Source organism: Pseudomonas sp. PvP100, from assembly GCF_017833055.1.
Taxonomy (GTDB): domain Bacteria; phylum Pseudomonadota; class Gammaproteobacteria; order Pseudomonadales; family Pseudomonadaceae; genus Aquipseudomonas; species Aquipseudomonas syringae.
The window spans coordinates 1,317,150-1,332,989 of the sequence record NZ_JAFIBO010000001.1 but is presented as its reverse complement, the minus strand read 5'-3'; the positions used below and the strand labels follow the sequence as shown (position 1 = coordinate 1,332,989).

The following is a 15,840-nucleotide window of genomic DNA, read 5'->3' as shown; positions in this document are numbered from 1 at the left end:
TCTGCGCAGGAGCGATCCATGATTCAGCTCACCGCTGAACACACCCCGGCGGGTACCAGCTATCTGGCTACCGGCCAAGGTCACCCCGTGGTGTTGATTCACGGGGTGGGCCTGAACAAGGAAATGTGGGGTGGCCAGATCGTCGGTCTGGCCACGCATTACAAGGTCATCGCCTATGACATGCTCGGCCACGGTGCCAGCCCCCGCCCCGACCCGGAGACGGGCCTGCCGGGCTACGCCGAACAACTGCACGAGTTGCTGACGCATTTGCAGCTGCCGCAGGCGGCGGTCGTCGGTTTCTCGATGGGCGGTCTGGTGGCGCGTGCGTTCGCGCTGGAGTTCCCTGAGCACCTGTCGGGGCTGGTGGTGCTCAATAGCGTGTTCAATCGCAGCGCGGAACAGCGTGCCAGCGTCATTGCGCGCACCAGCCAGGCTGCCGAGCATGGCCCGGACGCCAATGCGGGCGAGGCGCTTTCACGCTGGTTCAGCCGTGAATATCAGGCAGCCAGCCCGGCGCAGATTGCGGCCATTCGGCACAACCTGGCCAGCAACGATCCGCAGGGCTACCTGACCACGTACAAGCTGTTCGCCACTCAGGATATGTACCGCGCCGAGGATCTGGGCGATATTCGCGCACCAACGTTGATCGCCACGGGCGAACTTGACCCGGGATCGACGCCGCAAATGGCCCGCGAACTGGCCGCGCATATCCCCGGTGCCGACGTCGCGATATTGCCCGATCAACGCCATATGATGCCGGTTGAATCGCCACGTCTGGTCAACCAGGTGCTGCTCGGTTTCTTCGAAAAGATCGGCCTCGACAAACCGGCTTCCGCTCACCATTCGATCAAGGGGATTGTTGCATGAGCCTTACCCGTTTTCAGATGTGCATCGACGGTCAGTGGGTCGATGCGTTGTCCGGCAAGACCTTCGAGAGCCTCGACCCGGCGCTGGCCGAACCCTGGGCGCAACTGCCGGATGCTGACGAAGCCGATGTCGAGCGGGCCGTTCAGGCCGCCCAGAAAGCCTTCGAGGGGCAGGCCTGGCGCGGCCTGACGGCCACGGCACGCGGCAAGCTGCTGCGCAAGCTGGGCGACCTGATCGCCGATAACAAGGAGCAACTGGCGCAGCTGGAAAGCCGCGACAACGGCAAACTGATTCGCGAGACCCGCGGGCAGGTCGGCTACCTGCCGGAGTTCTTTCATTACACCGCAGGGCTGGCTGACAAGCTCGAAGGCGGCACCCTGCCCCTCGACAAGCCGGACCTGTTCGCCTACACCGTGCACGAACCGATGGGCGTGGTGGCCGGGATCATCCCCTGGAACAGCCCGCTGTACCTGACCGCCATCAAGCTGGCACCAGCACTGGCTGCTGGCAACACCATCGTCCTCAAGCCTTCGGAACACGCCTCCGCCACCGTGCTTGAACTGGCGCGTCTGGCACTTGAAGCCGGCATTCCGCCTGGCGTGGTCAACGTCATCACCGGTTACGGCCCGACCACTGGCGCGGCCCTAACCCGGCACCCGCTGGTGCGCAAGATAGCCTTCACCGGTGGCGCGGCTACTGCGCGTCATGTAGTGCGCAGCAGCGCGGAGAACTTTGCCAAACTGTCACTGGAGTTGGGCGGAAAATCACCCAATATCATCTTCGCCGACGCCGACCTGGACAGCGCCATCAATGGCGCCGTCGCCGGCATCTACGCGGCGTCCGGACAAAGCTGTGTTTCCGGCTCGCGACTGCTGGTGCAGGACGAAATCTACGACGAATTCGTCGAACGCCTGGCCGAGCGCGCCAGCCGGATTCGTATCGGCAATCCGCAGGATGAAGACACTGAAATGGGCCCGATGGCCACTGCCCAGCAACTGGCTGTGGTAGAAGGCCTGGTGGCCGACGCGCTGGCCGAAGGTGCACGCCTGCGCCTGGGCGGCAAGCGACCGACGCTGGACAGCAAGGGCTGGTTCTATGAACCTACGCTGTTCGAGTGCGATCACAATTCGATGAAGATCATGCAGGAAGAAGTGTTCGGCCCGGTGGCATCGGTGATTCGTTTCAAGGACGAAGCCGAAGCGCTGGCCATCGCCAACGACTCCCAGTTCGGCCTCGCCGCCGGAATCTGGACCCGCGACCTGGGACGCGCACACCGTCTGGCGCGGGATATTCGCTCAGGTATCATCTGGGTGAATACGTATCGAGCCGTGTCGGCCATGGCGCCTATCGGTGGTTTCAAAAATAGCGGCTACGGTCGCGAGAGCGGGATAGACTCCGTGCTGGCCTACACCGAACTGAAAACGGTGTGGATCAACCTTTCGCAGGCGCCCATGCCTGATCCATTTGTCATGCGTTAAAGAGGCCGCTGCGATGATAGAACCCGGTATTTACAAAGAAGTCATGGCGTCATTCCCTTCGGGCGTGACCATCGTCACCACCCTGGACCCAGAGGGTAACCTGTTCGGTATTACTGCCAGCGCATTCAGCGCGCTGTCCATCGACCCGGCACTGGTGCTGTTCTGCCCCAACTACGAATCGGACACTTACCCGGTGTTGCGCGACAGCAAGAAATTCGCGATTCACCTGCTGTCTGCCGATCAACAGACAGAAGCCTATGCCTTCGCCAGCAAGGGCAAGGACAAGACCAAGGGCATCGAGTGGCAGTTGAGCGAGCTGGGCAACCCGTTGCTCAGCAACGCCACGGCGATTATCGAGTGTGAGCTGTGGCGCGAATACGACGGCGGCGATCACGCGATCATTGTCGGTCAGGTGAAAAACCTGATCCTGCCGGCGACACCGGTCACACCAATGGTCTATCACCGGGGCAAGATGGGTGCACTGCCAGCCATCGTCTGAGGCGGCTCAGGGCGGTTTTGGTGGTTGCAGGCATGGGCGTGATAAACTCGGCCGCGACCCGGGTTCATCCGTCCGGGCCATGCAGCAGCACGCGCAGTGTGCGGGTTGCCGACATGAGCGAGACTTTATTTCCAGTCACGTTTTTACTTTGACAGCCCCATTCCGAGCACACCCGATGAAACGCCTGCCTCTCGACGACACCTTCAAGGTCAACCGCAACCCCGTCACGCTGCGCGAGATCGTGCTGGACAAACTGCGCAGCGCAATCATGAACTTTCAGCTGTTGCCGGGTGATCGTCTGGTCGAGCGTGATCTGTGTGACCGCCTCGGTGTGAGCCGCACCTCGGTGCGCGAAGCACTGCGCCACCTGGAATCCGAAGGTCTGGTCGAGTTCGCCGATGCCAAAGGCCCGCGTGTTGCAATTATCACGCTGGCTGATGCGTGCGATATCTACGAACTGCGTTGCGTGCTGGAAGGCCTGATCGTTCAGTTGTTTACCCTGCGCGCCAAGCCCAAGGACATCCGTGCACTGGAAAAAGCCCTGGAGGAAAATCGTCAGGCGCTCAAGGAAGGCGAACTGCAGCAGGTGATCGACTCGGTCCAGGGTTTCTACGATGTATTGCTGGAAGGCTCGGGCAACCATGTGGCCGCGACCCAGCTACGCCAGTTGCAGGCGCGCATCAGCTACCTGCGCGCCACCTCGGTATCCCAGGAAAACCGCCGCGGTGCCAGCAACAAGGAAATGGAGCTCATGGTCGAAGCGATCAAGAGCGGCGACCCACTGGCAGCGCATCAGGCGTCGGTCGATCACGTACGCAACGCCGCGCGCGTGGCGCTGGAATACCTCAAATCCAAGCAGGACGAAGACAGCAAAGTCCGCGACATCGTCGCCCCCGTCGCGCTGAAAGAACCTCGCATAGGTCGCTGAAATGGCCACACCGCGCTTCTGTCCCCAGTGCGGTAGCGCTGATCTGGCTCAGCGTGTGCCGTCGGGCGATACACACGTGCGGCTGGTCTGTGGCGGCTGTCAGTACATTCACTACGTCAACCCGAAGATCATCGCGGGTTGCATCATCGAGCAGGAAGGCAAGTACCTGCTCTGCCAGCGTGCCATCCCGCCGCGCCCCGGCACCTGGACACTGCCTGCCGGCTTCATGGAAAGCGGCGAAACCACCGAGCAGGCGGCGCTGCGCGAAGTCTGGGAAGAAACCGGTGTACGCGCCGAGATCCTTTCGCCCTACTCCATTTTCAGCGTGCCGCGCATCAGCGAAGTCTACATCGTGTTCCGTGCCATCGCGCTGGAGGTAACCGGCCGGTTCGGCCCGGAAACCCTGGACTACAGATTCTTCGCCCCCGAAGACATCCCGTGGGACAGCATCTATTACCCCGCCATTCGCCAGATACTGGAACGCTATATCGAAGAACGTCAGGCGGGTGTCTACGGCATTTATATCGGTAACGACGACACCGGCAAAGTGCACTTCATCCGATGAACGCCTGAAGCTTTCAGCTCGCAACTGAACGCTTAAAACTGCCCCTCGACGATCACGATCTCGGCCTTTGAAGCGCCCTGCCTGTGGCTCATCGCATGCTGGTACTCGGGCGACCGATAACAGGCCACCGCTTTCTCGTAGGATTCAAATTCGATAATCACCGTGCGCTGCGGCGTATCACGCCCTTCGAGCGCCTCGGAACGCCCGCCGCGCGCAAGGAACCTGCCACCAAACAGCTCGAAAGCCGCGGGCGCGCGCTGGGTGTATTCGCTGTACTGCTGGGGGTCGGTCACATCAACGTGTGCAATCCAATAGGCTTTCATCGCGATCTCACTGTTTCATTGATAGGCAATCTGTGAAATATTCTGTCTTATGGTATACCACGATTCATTCACCCATAAAACCGGGAAACTGACTATGGCGTTCGATCGCATCGAAGACATCATTGAAGACTACCGCCAGGGCAAGATGGTGTTGCTGGTCGACGATGAGAATCGGGAAAACGAAGGCGATCTACTGCTCGCCGCCGATTGCTGTTCGCCGCAGGCAATCAGTTTCATGGCCCGCGAGGCGCGCGGCCTGATCTGCCTGACGCTGACCGACGAACACTGCCAGCGTCTGGGCCTGGAGCAGATGGTGCCCAGCAACGGCAGCGTATTCGCCACGGCGTTCACAGTGTCCATCGAAGCCACCACGGGGGTGACCACCGGTATCAGCGCGGCAGATCGTGCGCGTACCGTTCAGGCCGCCGTCAACCCGCACGCAGTACCGGAAGACCTGGTGCAGCCAGGCCATATCTTTCCATTGCGCGCGCGTGACGGCGGCGTGCTGACCCGCGCCGGACATACCGAAGCGGGCTGCGACCTGGCCCGCCTGGCCGGTTTCACGCCAGCGTCGGTCATAGTTGAAGTCATGAATGATGACGGCAGCATGGCCAGAAGACCTGACCTGGAAGTGTTCGCCAAAAAGCACGGCATCCGCATCGGCACCATCGCCGACCTGATCCATTACCGCCTGAGCACCGAACACACCATCGTCAGGATTGGCGAGCGCGAACTGCCGACCGTGCACGGCACCTTCCGTCTGTTCAGCTACGAAGACCGCATCGAAGGTGGCGTGCACATGGCCATGGTGATGGGCGACATCCGTCGCGACGCCGCCACACTGGTGCGCGTGCATGTTGTCGACCCGCTGCGTGACCTGGTGGGTGCCGAATACAACGGCCCTGCCAACTGGACACTCTGGGCCGCCCTGCAACGTGTCGCGCAAGAAGGTCACGGTGTGGTAGTGGTGCTGGCCAATCACGAATCGTCTCAAGCGCTGCTGGAGCGCATTCCGCAGCTCACCCAGCCGCCCCGCCAATACACCCGCTCGCAATCACGCATTTATTCCGAGGTCGGCACGGGCGCACAGATCTTGCAGGACCTGGGCGTCGGCAAGCTGCGCCACCTTGGTCCACCCCTGAAATACGCCGGGTTGACCGGCTACGATCTGGAAGTGATTGAAAGTATTCCGTTTCCCGGCTGACCACGTAAACGCCTGGCGCGCGCGCCAGATAATCCGCCGCCTGCAACCACAGGCACTGATCAGAAAACCCACCATGAAGACGTTGTGACAGGGCAAAACGCTTGCAGAAAGTTTGGAATACCATAATATGACATTCCATAAATACAAGATCTGGTCAGACGCGCCCGGCAAGGGACAGCACTAATAACAGCACCTGACCCGTACAAGGTTTCAAGGCCCATTGGACCTACTGCTCCCGATTACGCGGGCAAGAAAAGCCCGCTCAAAACACAACAAATGAGGGCGTAAAAATGGTGTTGAACAAACGTGCAACAGCAGTCCTGGCCGCAGGCGTGCTGGCTTTCTCGAGTGTCGCCGCTATTGCCGCCGAGAGCGTCAACTTCGTGAGCTGGGGCGGCTCCACGCAGGACTTCCAGAAGGAGGCCTGGGCGGCTCCATTCAGCAAGGCCAGTGGCATCACCGTCGTGCAGGACGGTCCTACTGACTACGGCAAACTCAAGGCCATGGTCGAAAGCGGCAACGTGCAGTGGGACGTTGTCGATGTCGAAGCCGACTTCGCCCTGCGCGCCGCCAGCGAGGGCCTGCTGGAGCCTCTGGACTTCACCACCATCAAACGCGACGAGATCGACAAACGCTTCGTGACTGACCACGGCGCCGGTTCGTTCTTCTTCTCCTTCGTGCTCGGCTACAACGAAAGCAAAGTCGGCGGCAAGGCGCCTGGTGACTGGGCCGCGATGTTCGACACCAAGACCTACCCTGGCAAGCGCGCGCTGTACAAGTGGCCAAGCCCCGGCGTGCTGGAACTGGCCCTGCTGGCCGATGGTGTAGCCCCCGACAAGCTTTACCCGCTGGACCTCGACCGCGCCTTCAAAAAACTCGACACCATCAAGAAGGATATCGTCTGGTGGGGCGGCGGTGCGCAGTCCCAGCAACTGCTGGCCTCCGGTGAAGTGTCGATGGGGCAGATGTGGAACGGTCGGGTCTACGCCCTGCAACAGGATGGCGCCCCGGTGGGGGTGAGCTGGAAGCAGAACCTGGTCATGGCGGATTTTCTGGTCGTTCCCAAGGGCGCAAAAAACAAGGACGCCGCGATGAAATTCATCGCCAATGCGACCAGCGCCAAAGGCCAGGCGGACTTCTCCAACCTCAGTGCCTATGCCCCGGTCAATACCCAGAGCGTTGCGCGCCTGGACTCTACGCTGGCACCTAACCTGCCGACCGCGCACGTTGCCGATCAAATCACTCTCGACTTCGCATACTGGGCCAAGAATGGCGCTGATATCGCGACACGGTGGAACGAATGGCTGGTCAAGTAAAAATGACAGCGGTTGCTCCTCGTCAATCCATGCCGGCCGGGGGGGCTTCCAGCACCGCTGGCGCGGCCAGCCAGAAGGCGCCGGGCATGCTGCCATCCCCTTCCCTCGCGCAGCGCTGGCGCGGCAGCCGCAATCTGCTTCCGGCGCTGATCTTCCTCGGGCTGTTCTTCTTCGCCCCGCTGATCGCCCTGCTGCTGCGGGGCGTGCTTGAACCGGTGCCGGGCCTTGGCAACTATGAGCAACTGTTTGCCAACTCGGCCTATTCGCGGGTGCTGCTCAATACCTTTTCCGTAGCGGGCCTGGTGACGCTGTTCAGCCTGCTGCTGGGCTTCCCGCTTGCCTGGGTGATCACCCTGGTGCCGCGCGGCTGGGGACGCTGGATTCTGAATATCGTGCTGTTGTCGATGTGGACCAGCCTGCTGGCCCGCACCTATTCGTGGCTGGTTCTGTTGCAGGCCTCCGGGGTCGTCAACAAGGCCTTGATGGCCATGGGCATCATCGATCAACCACTGGAAATGGTGCACAACCTGACCGGTGTGGTGATCGGCATGAGCTACATCATGATTCCGTTCATCGTCCTGCCGTTGCAGGCGACCATGCAGGCCATCGATCCGATGGTGCTGCAGGCGGGTTCGATCTGCGGGGCCAGCCCGTGGAGCAATTTTTTCAGAGTGTTTCTGCCACTGTGCCGTCCGGGGCTGTTTTCCGGAGGCCTGATGGTATTTGTCATGTCGCTCGGTTACTACGTCACCCCGGCGCTGCTCGGCGGCGCGCAGAACATGATGCTGCCCGAATTCATCGTCCAGCAGGTGCAATCGTTCCTCAACTGGGGGCTGGCCAGTGCCGCCGCTGCGTTGCTGGTGCTGATCACGCTGGTGCTGTTCTACTTCTATCTGAAGCTCCAGCCGGAATCACCGGTCGGCGCCAGCAACGCGAGGTAAACCGCCATGCTCCTGACACCCAATGCCATGAGCCCCGGCTTGCGTACGGGCCTGTACCTGACCACCGCCCTGATCGCGCTGTTCCTGTTGCTGCCGATCCTGTTCATCGTCCTGCTGTCGTTCGGTTCATCGCAGTGGCTGGTGTTTCCGCCGCCCGGCTGGACGCTGAAATGGTATCAGCAGTTTTTTTCCAATCCGGACTGGATGGCCGCGGCCATGTCCAGCTTCAAGGTCGCGATCCTGACCACTCTCGCCTCGGTGGCGTTGGGCCTGCCCACTGCGTTCGCGCTGGTGCGTGGCCGGTTTCCGGGGCGTGACCTTCTGTACGGCGTCTTCACACTGCCGATGATCGTGCCGCTGGTGATCATTGCTGTCGCGGTCTACGCGCTGTTTCTCAAGCTCGGTTACACCGGCACGCTGTTTTCCTTCGTCGTCAGCCATGTGATCGTTGCCTTGCCGTTCACCATCATCTCGATCATCAATTCGCTGAAGCTGTTCGACCAGTCCATCGAGGATGCCGCGGTCATCTGCGGCGCTTCACGCTTGCAGGCCATCTACAAGGTGACCTTTCCAGGCATCCGGCCGGGCATGATGGCCGGTGCGCTGTTCGCGTTCCTGGTGTCGTGGGACGAGGTGGTGTTGAGCGTGATGATGGCCAGCCCGACCCTGCAAACCCTTCCCGTGAAAATGTGGACCACCCTGCGTCAGGACCTGACGCCGGTCATCGCCGTCGCCTCAACGCTGCTGATCGCCCTGTCGGTGCTGATCATGTTCATCGCCGCGACCCTGCGTCGCCGCAACGAAGCCAGGAGTACTTCATGAGTGCCGTGATCAAAGACCCCGCCCATCAGCACCAGAACACACTGGTCAGCCTGTGTAATCTGAACAAGCACTACGGAAATTTCGCCGCTGTCGACGACATTTCTCTGGACATCCGGGACGGTGAATTCCTGACCTTCCTGGGCTCCAGCGGCTCGGGAAAAAGCACCACGCTGTCGATGCTCGCCGGCTTCGAAACGCCCAGCTCGGGCGAGATTCTGGTGGGCGGCAAATCGCTGGTGAATGTGCCGCCGCACAAGCGTGACATCGGCATGGTGTTCCAGCGCTACTCGCTGTTCCCGCACCTGTCGGTACGCGACAACATTGCCTTTCCGCTGGCAATCCGCAAGTTGCCTGCGGCCGAGCGCGAGAAGAAAGTCGATGCGATGCTCAAGCTGGTTCAGCTCGAAGCCTTCGCTCATCGTCGCCCTTCGCAACTGTCTGGCGGCCAGCAGCAGCGGGTCGCCATCGCCCGGGCGCTGGTTTACGAGCCGCGCATCCTGCTGATGGACGAGCCTTTGGGCGCACTGGACAAGAAACTGCGCGAAGACCTGCAGGACGAACTGCGTCAGTTGCATCGCCGGCTGGGCATCACCATTGTTTACGTGACCCATGATCAGGAAGAAGCCATGCGCCTGTCACAGCGCATCGCCATTTTCAGCCATGGCAAGATCGTCGGTCTGGGCTCGGGCTATGACCTGTACCAGGATCCGCCGAATGCCTTCGTCGCCTCGTTTCTCGGCAACTCGAACTTCCTCAGGCTCAAGGCCCAGGGCAATGCCGTGGCGACGTTCGAAGGCAGCACACTGGCGATTCGCCTGACCGCAGGGCTGAAGACTGATCAGGACGTGCTGCTGATGGTGCGCCCGGAGAAAGCCCAGGCGCTGAGCGTGTCCCAGGCAGCCGCCATGCCGCTCGAAGCAGGCTGGAACGAGGTGAACGCCACGGTCACTGAAGTGCTTTTCCTCGGCGAGAGCCAGACGTGCTCGGTGGTCACTGCCGGAGGCACTGCCATGACCGTCAAGGCGCTTTCCGCGAACGGCATGTCACTCCAGACGGGCGACCCGGTGCGCGTGCGTTGGGCAGCCGCAGACGCGTGCATCTACACCGAGTGGACCGACAGCGACCTGAACAAGGCGGCCGGCACGCACTGACGCTGCGTGGCGTGCCTCAGTGGTTGACGGGCGAAGGATGCAGGGCAAGGTAGTCGCGCAGAAACTCCACCGTGACGCGCACCTTGGCCGAACTCATCAGCGGCGAGGTGTGCACCGCCCAGATGTCTGCATCCTGGCGGTAATCCGGCAACACCTGAACCAGCCGGCCCTCGGCCAGGTCAGTGCGCACATCCCACAGCGAACGCAGCAACACCCCGCGCCCGTCCAGGCACCACTGACGGGCGATTTCGCCGTGGTTGGTAGACAGGCTGCCGGTCACCTTGACGGTTTCGGCACCTTGCGGCCCGTTGAGGTGCCAGATGCCGAATGGCCGGTCGCGCTCCTTGATCACTAAGCAATCGTGATTGGCAAGTTCGCCAAGATTGAGCGGTGTGCCGTGAAGGTTGAGGTAGCCGGGGCTCGCGCACAGAACCCTCCAGTTGCTGGCCAGATGCCTGGCGCGCAGGTGCGGGGCGATTTCGTTGCCGACACGGATATCCAGATCGACGCCCTCCTCGATCAGATCGACCAGCCGGTCCTGAATGTCCAGACGGATATCCAGCTTCGGATAACGCGCGGCCAGTTCCGACAACGCCTGCGCGACGAAACGCCGGCCGAAGCCCTGACTGCTGACGACCCGCAACAAGCCACTCGGCTCGCCATGCAATGCCGCCACCTCTTCGCCCATCTGCTGCACTGAGTCGAGCATACCCCTGGCCCACTCGTAGACGCGCTCGCCATCCTCGGTAATCGACACCTGCCGGGTCGAGCGGTGCAGCAACACCACACCCATGCCCTGCTCCAGCAAACGAATACGCTTGCTGACATAAGCAGCGGACATGCCCAGCTCATCCGCAGCCCCGACGAAGCTCGAGCGCCGGGCCACATGAACGAACACATTCAAATCATCAAGGCTGGGGTATTTATTCACGATTCGTGTTTTCTCAGTGCATTAATCAGCTGATTATCTTTATATCGTGCGCTTATAGCATGGATGGCCTGTGCAACTCATTGATTGCACATCCGCAATGGATCGATTCAGAGAGAACGCCGCCATGAACAACAAAAAACTGCGTATTGCTGCCATCGCCGGTGACGGCATCGGCCTGGAAGTGCTACCTGAAGGGGTACGCGTGGTGCAGGCCGCTGCCGCACGGCACGGGCTGGAACTGGAGTTCGAATACTTCGAGTGGGCCAGCTGCGATTACTACCTGAAGCACGGCAAGATGATGCCGGACGACTGGTTCGAACAGCTCAAAGGCTTTGACTCGATCTTCTTCGGCGCCGTCGGCTGGCCGGAAAAGGTCCCGGATCACATCTCGCTGTGGGGCTCGCTGCTCAAGTTCCGCCGCGAATTCGACCAGTACGCGAATATCCGTCCGGTGCGGCTGTTTCCCGGCGTGCCCTGCCCGCTGGCCAATCGCAAACCGGGCGACATCGACTTTGTCGTGGTCCGGGAAAACACCGAAGGTGAATACTCGTCGCTGGGCGGGATCATGTTCGAAAACACCGACAACGAATTCGTGTTGCAGGAATCGGTATTCACCCGTCGCGGCGTCGACCGCATTCTCAAATTCGCTTTCGAGATGGCCAGCAAACGCGAGCGCAAGCACGTTACTTCGGCGACCAAATCCAATGGCATGGCCATCAGCATGCCGTACTGGGACAAACGCACCGAAGCGATGGCCAGCCAGTACCCCGGCATCAGCTGGGACAAGCAACACATCGACATTCTCTGCGCCCGTTTTGTGCTGCAACCCGAGCGCTTCGACGTGGTGGTGGCGTCCAACCTGTTCGGCGACATCCTCAGCGACCTCGGCCCGGCCTGCGCGGGCACCATCGGCATTGCGCCGTCAGCCAACCTCAACCCCGAGCGTCACTTCCCGTCGCTGTTCGAACCGGTTCACGGCTCGGCCCCGGACATCTTCGGCCAGAACATCGCCAACCCGATCGCGATGATCTGGTCGGGTGCGCTCATGCTCGAATTCCTCGGCCAGGGCGACCAACGCTTCACCGCGGCCCATGACGAAATCATCACCGCCATCGAGCAAGTGATCGCCAACGGCGACGTCACGCCGGATCTGGGCGGCACGCTTTCGACTCAGCAAGTCGGTGCGGCGATTGCCGAGCGGGTTTCTGCAGCCCGTTAAACATTTTCTGGCTCGCTGCGCTGTTCCAGCAACTCGACGAAGCGGGTCAGGCTGCGTGACACCGTACCCCGGCGCCAGATCAGCCAGGTGTGCAGATAGCGAAACTTCTCGGACAGCGGCCAGATACTGACCGTGGCGCAGCCGGGCATACTTTCCAGCATGCTGCGCGGCATCAGCGCCAGCCCGGCACCGGCGCTGACGCAGGCGAGCATGCCGTGGTAGGACTCCATTTCGTGGATCTTGCCCGGCACTGCCGCGTCATCGGTGAACCAGCGTTCAAAGTGATGGCGGTACGAGCAGTTGGCACGAAACGCATAGATACTCTCTCCGCTGACATCACGCCCGCGCTTGACCGGTGCATGATTGAGCGGCGCGATGATGACCATTTCCTCTTCGAAGACCGGCACGCCGTCAAGCGATGGATGCTGCACCGGCCCGTCGACGAACGCAGCGACCAGTCGACCGGCCAGCACGCCGTCGATCATGGTTCCGGACGGGCCGGTCGAAAGGTCCAGCTCGACCTTGGCGTTCTGCTGATTGTAGGCGGCCAGCAGCGCAGGAATCCTGACCGCAGCCGTGCTTTCCAGCGACCCCAGTGCAAAAGGCCCCTGTGGCTCCTCCCCGGAAACGGCGGAGCGCGCTTCCTGCACCAGATCCAGGATGCGTCGCGTGTAGTCGAGAAAATTCCAGCCTGCGGGAGACAGGCGCAAGCGGTGCTTCTCGCGAATGAACAGGTCAACGCCCAGATCCTGCTCCAGTTGCTTGATGCGCGTGGTCAGGTTCGAGGGCACCCGGTGGATGTGCTGCGCGGCGGCGCTGATGCTGCCGTGTTCAGCCACCGCTTTGAAGATCTCCAACTGAACCAGATCCATATCATTCTCCAAACATGAACATTACGCTCATTATTATTCAGTTTTAGAAAGCATTGCACACCTATATTCTGGTCGCACTTCCACCTCAACAGGATGGCGAAATGACTACTGTCACCAGCAACACCCATGCAATCTCGATCAACCCTGCCACCGGCGAGCAGATCGGCCACTATGCCTTTGAATCCGCCGCCGCGCTGGATCAAAGCCTGTCGCGGGCGGCTGCCGGTTTTGCCGGCTGGAAGCGCACGCCGGTTCAGCAACGTGCGCAATTGATCGTCGCCATGGGTCAGGCCCTGCGTGATGACGTCGACAACATCGCACGCATGATCAGCCAGGAAATGGGCAAGCCCGTCGCCCAGGCCAAAGGCGAGGTCGAGAAATGCGCGCAGCTGTGCGACTGGTACGCGGCGCAAGGCCCGGCGATGCTGGTGGCCGAAGCGACTCAGGTCGAGCATGACAAGGCGCGGATCGAATACCGTCCGCTGGGCCCGATTCTCGCGGTAATGCCGTGGAATTTCCCGATCTGGCAAGTGCTGCGCGGTGCGATTCCGACCCTGCTGGCCGGTAATACGTACGTGCTCAAGCACGCGCCCAACGTAATGGGCTGCGCTTACCTGATGCTCGACGCGTTCAAGCGTGCCGGCTTCCCGGAGGGTGTGTTCGAAGTCATCAACGTGACCCCGGAAGGCGTTTCAAGCGCCATTGCCGACCCGCGCATCGCAGCGGTCACCCTGACCGGCAGCGTGCGTGCTGGCCAGGCCATCGGCGCCCAGGCCGGTGCGGCACTGAAGAAGTGCGTGCTGGAACTCGGCGGTTCTGACCCGTTCATCGTGCTCAATGACGCGGACCTGGATCAGGCTGTGAAGGCGGCGGTGATTGGCCGCTTCCAGAACACCGGGCAGGTCTGTGCAGCGGCCAAGCGTCTGATCATCGAGCAAGGCGTGGTCGAGGAGTTCACCCGTAGGTTCGTCGAGCAAACGCGTCAACTGGTAACGGGCGATCCTCTTTCCGGCGAAACCTACATTGGCCCCATGGCGCGCTTCGATCTGCGCGACGAGCTGGATGCCCAGGTGCAGGACACGCTCGCCGAAGGCGCCACGCTGTTGCTGGGCGGCAAAAAGGCCGAAGGCCAGGGCAATTATTATCAGCCTACCGTGCTCGGTGACGTCACCGATAAGATGACTTCGTTCCGGCAAGAGCTTTTCGGCCCTGTAGCGTCGATCATCACCGCGCGTGACGCACAGCACGCCCTGGAGCTGGCCAATGACAGCGACTTCGGCCTGACCGCGACGATTTATACCCGCGACCTGAAACAGGCCGAGCGCATGACCGAGGAACTGGAAACCGGCGGTGTGTTCATCAACGGCTACAGCGCTTCAGACCCGCGCGTGAGCTTCGGCGGCGTGAAGAAAAGCGGCTTTGGTCGTGAGCTGTCGCACTTCGGTGTACGCGAGTTCTGCAATGCGCAGACCGTATGGCGGGATCGTCAGTGAGAGTGCAGAAGATACAAAGCCCTTGCGGGACTGGCTGGTATGGCGATCCGCGTTGCTCACCAAGGAGCAGGTGTAGCCGCTGAGTATTTGCTGATCAGTCAGTCCCCCTTCGCGAGCAAGCTCGCTCCCACGGGAGCCATCTGTGGGAGCGATGAGTGTGCTTATGTGGGAGTGAGCTTGCTCACGAAGAGACTGATGCAACTGCTGAGTAATTTGCTGATCAATCAGTCCGCCTTCGCGAGCAAGCTCCCACGGGGTCATCTTTGAGAGCGATGAGTGTGCTTGTGTGGGAGTGAGCTTGCTCACGAAGAGACTGATGCAGCCGCTGAGTAATTTGCTGATCAATCAATCCCCCTTCGCGAGCAAGCTCGCTCCCACGGGAGCCATCTGTGGGAGCGATGAGTGTGCTTGTGTGGGAGTGAGCTTGCTCACGAAGAGACTGATGCAGCTGCTGAGTAATTTGCTGATCAATCAGTCCGCCTTCGCGAGCAAGCTCCCACGGGGTCATCTTTGAGAGCGATGAGTGTGCTTGTGTGGGAGTGAGCTTGCTCACGAAGAGGCCGTTACGGCAGGCGCAGATCGTCAGGGCCAGACATCGCGATTACGCGTCGCCTGTTTCTACCACCGCAGGCTCACCAATCGTATAGAAATGCCCACCCGCGACGTAATGCAGGCTGCGCCATTTCGGATCGGCTTTTTCAAATTCCCAGTGCCCGTCTTTGAACACACGGGTATCAGCCCATGCGCCCACCACTTCGCCAATGAACAGGTCGTAAGCCTGCTGATTGTGCGGCTCGGGAATGACCTTGCAGATCAGCCACGCCGAGCAGCCTGCGACCAGCGGCGAGTCGTGACCGTCGATGCGGAACAGATCCACATTGGCCTTGTCCAGCTTGTCCGGGGTGAAGACCTTGCTCTGGGTGCCGACGTCGAAAGTCATCTGCAATTGATCCAGATTGGGCACCTGCAGGGCAAAGTAGCCACTCTTCTCCACCAGCTCGCGGGTCTTGGTCATCTTGTCGATGACCAGCGTCACCTTGGGGGGCGAGAAGTCCAGCGCACAGGCCCAGGCCGCAGCCATGACATTATGCGTGCCCTCGTGGCTGGATGAGACCAGCACGGTCGGCCCGTGGTTGAGCAAACGGTAGGCTTTTTCCAGCTCGACAGGACGAATATGATTGTCCACTTGAAACCCTCGAAAACATGATTCGTGCCGCTACCGGCAAGGCAG

16 protein-coding genes are annotated in these 15,840 nt (G+C 60.9%); 12 read left to right on the top strand and 4 right to left on the bottom strand.

Annotated features, from left to right (window positions below):
• Positions 1-18: 18 nt before the first annotated feature.
• The 5 genes from JOE39_RS05895 (at position 19) to JOE39_RS05875 (ending at position 4,337) form a co-directional block, all read left to right on the top strand.
• A complete protein-coding gene (locus tag JOE39_RS05895; protein ID WP_210077711.1) occupies positions 19-867 on the top strand; it encodes an alpha/beta fold hydrolase in 849 nt (282 codons plus the stop codon).
• Entirely contained in the window at positions 864-2,345 is a 1,482-nt protein-coding gene (locus tag JOE39_RS05890) for an aldehyde dehydrogenase (RefSeq protein WP_044312894.1), read from the top strand. The genes JOE39_RS05895 and JOE39_RS05890 overlap by 4 nt, the downstream gene beginning before the upstream one ends.
• Before the next feature lie 13 nt (positions 2,346-2,358).
• Positions 2,359-2,844 carry a flavin reductase family protein gene (locus JOE39_RS05885; RefSeq protein ID WP_003420850.1) on the top strand — a complete coding sequence of 162 codons (486 nt, stop codon included), beginning with the start codon at positions 2,359-2,361 and terminating at the stop codon, positions 2,842-2,844.
• Positions 2,845-3,019: 175 nt separating this feature from the next.
• Positions 3,020-3,772 (top strand): GntR family transcriptional regulator, encoded by a 753-nt coding sequence (locus JOE39_RS05880; protein WP_003410157.1) that lies wholly within the window; start codon positions 3,020-3,022, stop codon positions 3,770-3,772.
• Between the two features lies 1 nt (position 3,773).
• Positions 3,774-4,337: an NUDIX hydrolase gene (locus JOE39_RS05875; RefSeq protein ID WP_004403846.1), complete on the top strand. Its 564-nt coding sequence runs from the start codon at positions 3,774-3,776 to the stop codon at positions 4,335-4,337.
• Between the two features lie 32 nt (positions 4,338-4,369).
• Here the strand turns inward: JOE39_RS05875 and JOE39_RS05870 are convergent, their stop codons facing one another.
• A complete protein-coding gene (locus tag JOE39_RS05870; protein WP_003348666.1) occupies positions 4,370-4,660 on the bottom strand; it encodes a DUF1330 domain-containing protein in 291 nt (96 codons plus the stop codon).
• Positions 4,661-4,754: 94 nt separating this feature from the next.
• Here JOE39_RS05870 and ribBA point away from each other — a divergent pair, with 94 nt between their 5' ends.
• The 5 genes from ribBA to JOE39_RS05845 all read left to right on the top strand — a co-directional run bounded on the left by ribBA (position 4,755) and on the right by JOE39_RS05845 (position 10,094).
• Positions 4,755-5,864 carry a bifunctional 3,4-dihydroxy-2-butanone-4-phosphate synthase/GTP cyclohydrolase II gene (gene ribBA, locus JOE39_RS05865; protein ID WP_044312895.1) on the top strand — a complete coding sequence of 370 codons (1,110 nt, stop codon included), beginning with the start codon at positions 4,755-4,757 and terminating at the stop codon, positions 5,862-5,864.
• A 290-nt stretch (positions 5,865-6,154) separates the two neighbouring features.
• Positions 6,155-7,180 carry an ABC transporter substrate-binding protein gene (locus JOE39_RS05860; RefSeq protein ID WP_003317999.1) on the top strand — a complete coding sequence of 342 codons (1,026 nt, stop codon included), beginning with the start codon at positions 6,155-6,157 and terminating at the stop codon, positions 7,178-7,180.
• The gene (locus JOE39_RS05855; protein ID WP_017278225.1) at positions 7,165-8,121 is read left to right on the top strand and encodes an ABC transporter permease; all 957 of its coding nucleotides are present in this window, start codon (positions 7,165-7,167) and stop codon (positions 8,119-8,121) included. The genes JOE39_RS05860 and JOE39_RS05855 overlap by 16 nt, the downstream gene beginning before the upstream one ends.
• A gap of 6 nt (positions 8,122-8,127) precedes the next feature.
• Positions 8,128-8,943, top strand: a complete 816-nt coding sequence (locus JOE39_RS05850) for an ABC transporter permease (protein ID WP_003410149.1) — start codon at positions 8,128-8,130, stop codon at positions 8,941-8,943.
• Complete coding sequence (locus JOE39_RS05845; RefSeq protein ID WP_032661516.1) at positions 8,940-10,094, top strand: ABC transporter ATP-binding protein; 1,155 nt, start codon at positions 8,940-8,942, stop codon at positions 10,092-10,094. Before JOE39_RS05850 ends, JOE39_RS05845 begins: the two co-directional genes overlap by 4 nt.
• Before the next feature lie 16 nt (positions 10,095-10,110).
• Here JOE39_RS05845 and JOE39_RS05840 read toward each other — a convergent pair whose 3' ends face one another.
• On the bottom strand, positions 10,111-11,025 hold the full coding sequence (locus JOE39_RS05840; protein WP_032661514.1) for a LysR substrate-binding domain-containing protein: 915 nt from the start codon (positions 11,023-11,025) through the stop codon (positions 10,111-10,113).
• Positions 11,026-11,149: 124 nt separating this feature from the next.
• On the opposite strand from JOE39_RS05840, the gene JOE39_RS05835 reads away from it, so the two are divergent.
• Positions 11,150-12,244, top strand: a complete 1,095-nt coding sequence (locus tag JOE39_RS05835) for a tartrate dehydrogenase (protein WP_032661511.1) — start codon at positions 11,150-11,152, stop codon at positions 12,242-12,244.
• Here JOE39_RS05835 and JOE39_RS05830 read toward each other — a convergent pair.
• The gene (locus tag JOE39_RS05830; RefSeq protein WP_003410140.1) at positions 12,241-13,116 is read right to left on the bottom strand and encodes a LysR family transcriptional regulator; all 876 of its coding nucleotides are present in this window, start codon (positions 13,114-13,116) and stop codon (positions 12,241-12,243) included. The genes JOE39_RS05835 and JOE39_RS05830 overlap by 4 nt on opposite strands.
• A 101-nt stretch (positions 13,117-13,217) precedes the next feature.
• Between JOE39_RS05830 and JOE39_RS05825 the strand changes: the two genes are divergently transcribed.
• On the top strand, positions 13,218-14,609 hold the full coding sequence (locus JOE39_RS05825) for an aldehyde dehydrogenase family protein (protein WP_210077713.1): 1,392 nt from the start codon (positions 13,218-13,220) through the stop codon (positions 14,607-14,609).
• 601 nt (positions 14,610-15,210) lie between these two features.
• Here the strand turns inward: JOE39_RS05825 and JOE39_RS05820 are convergent.
• The gene (locus JOE39_RS05820) at positions 15,211-15,795 is read right to left on the bottom strand and encodes a flavin reductase family protein (RefSeq protein WP_210077714.1); all 585 of its coding nucleotides are present in this window, start codon (positions 15,793-15,795) and stop codon (positions 15,211-15,213) included.
• Between the last annotated feature and the right edge of the window lie 45 nt (positions 15,796-15,840).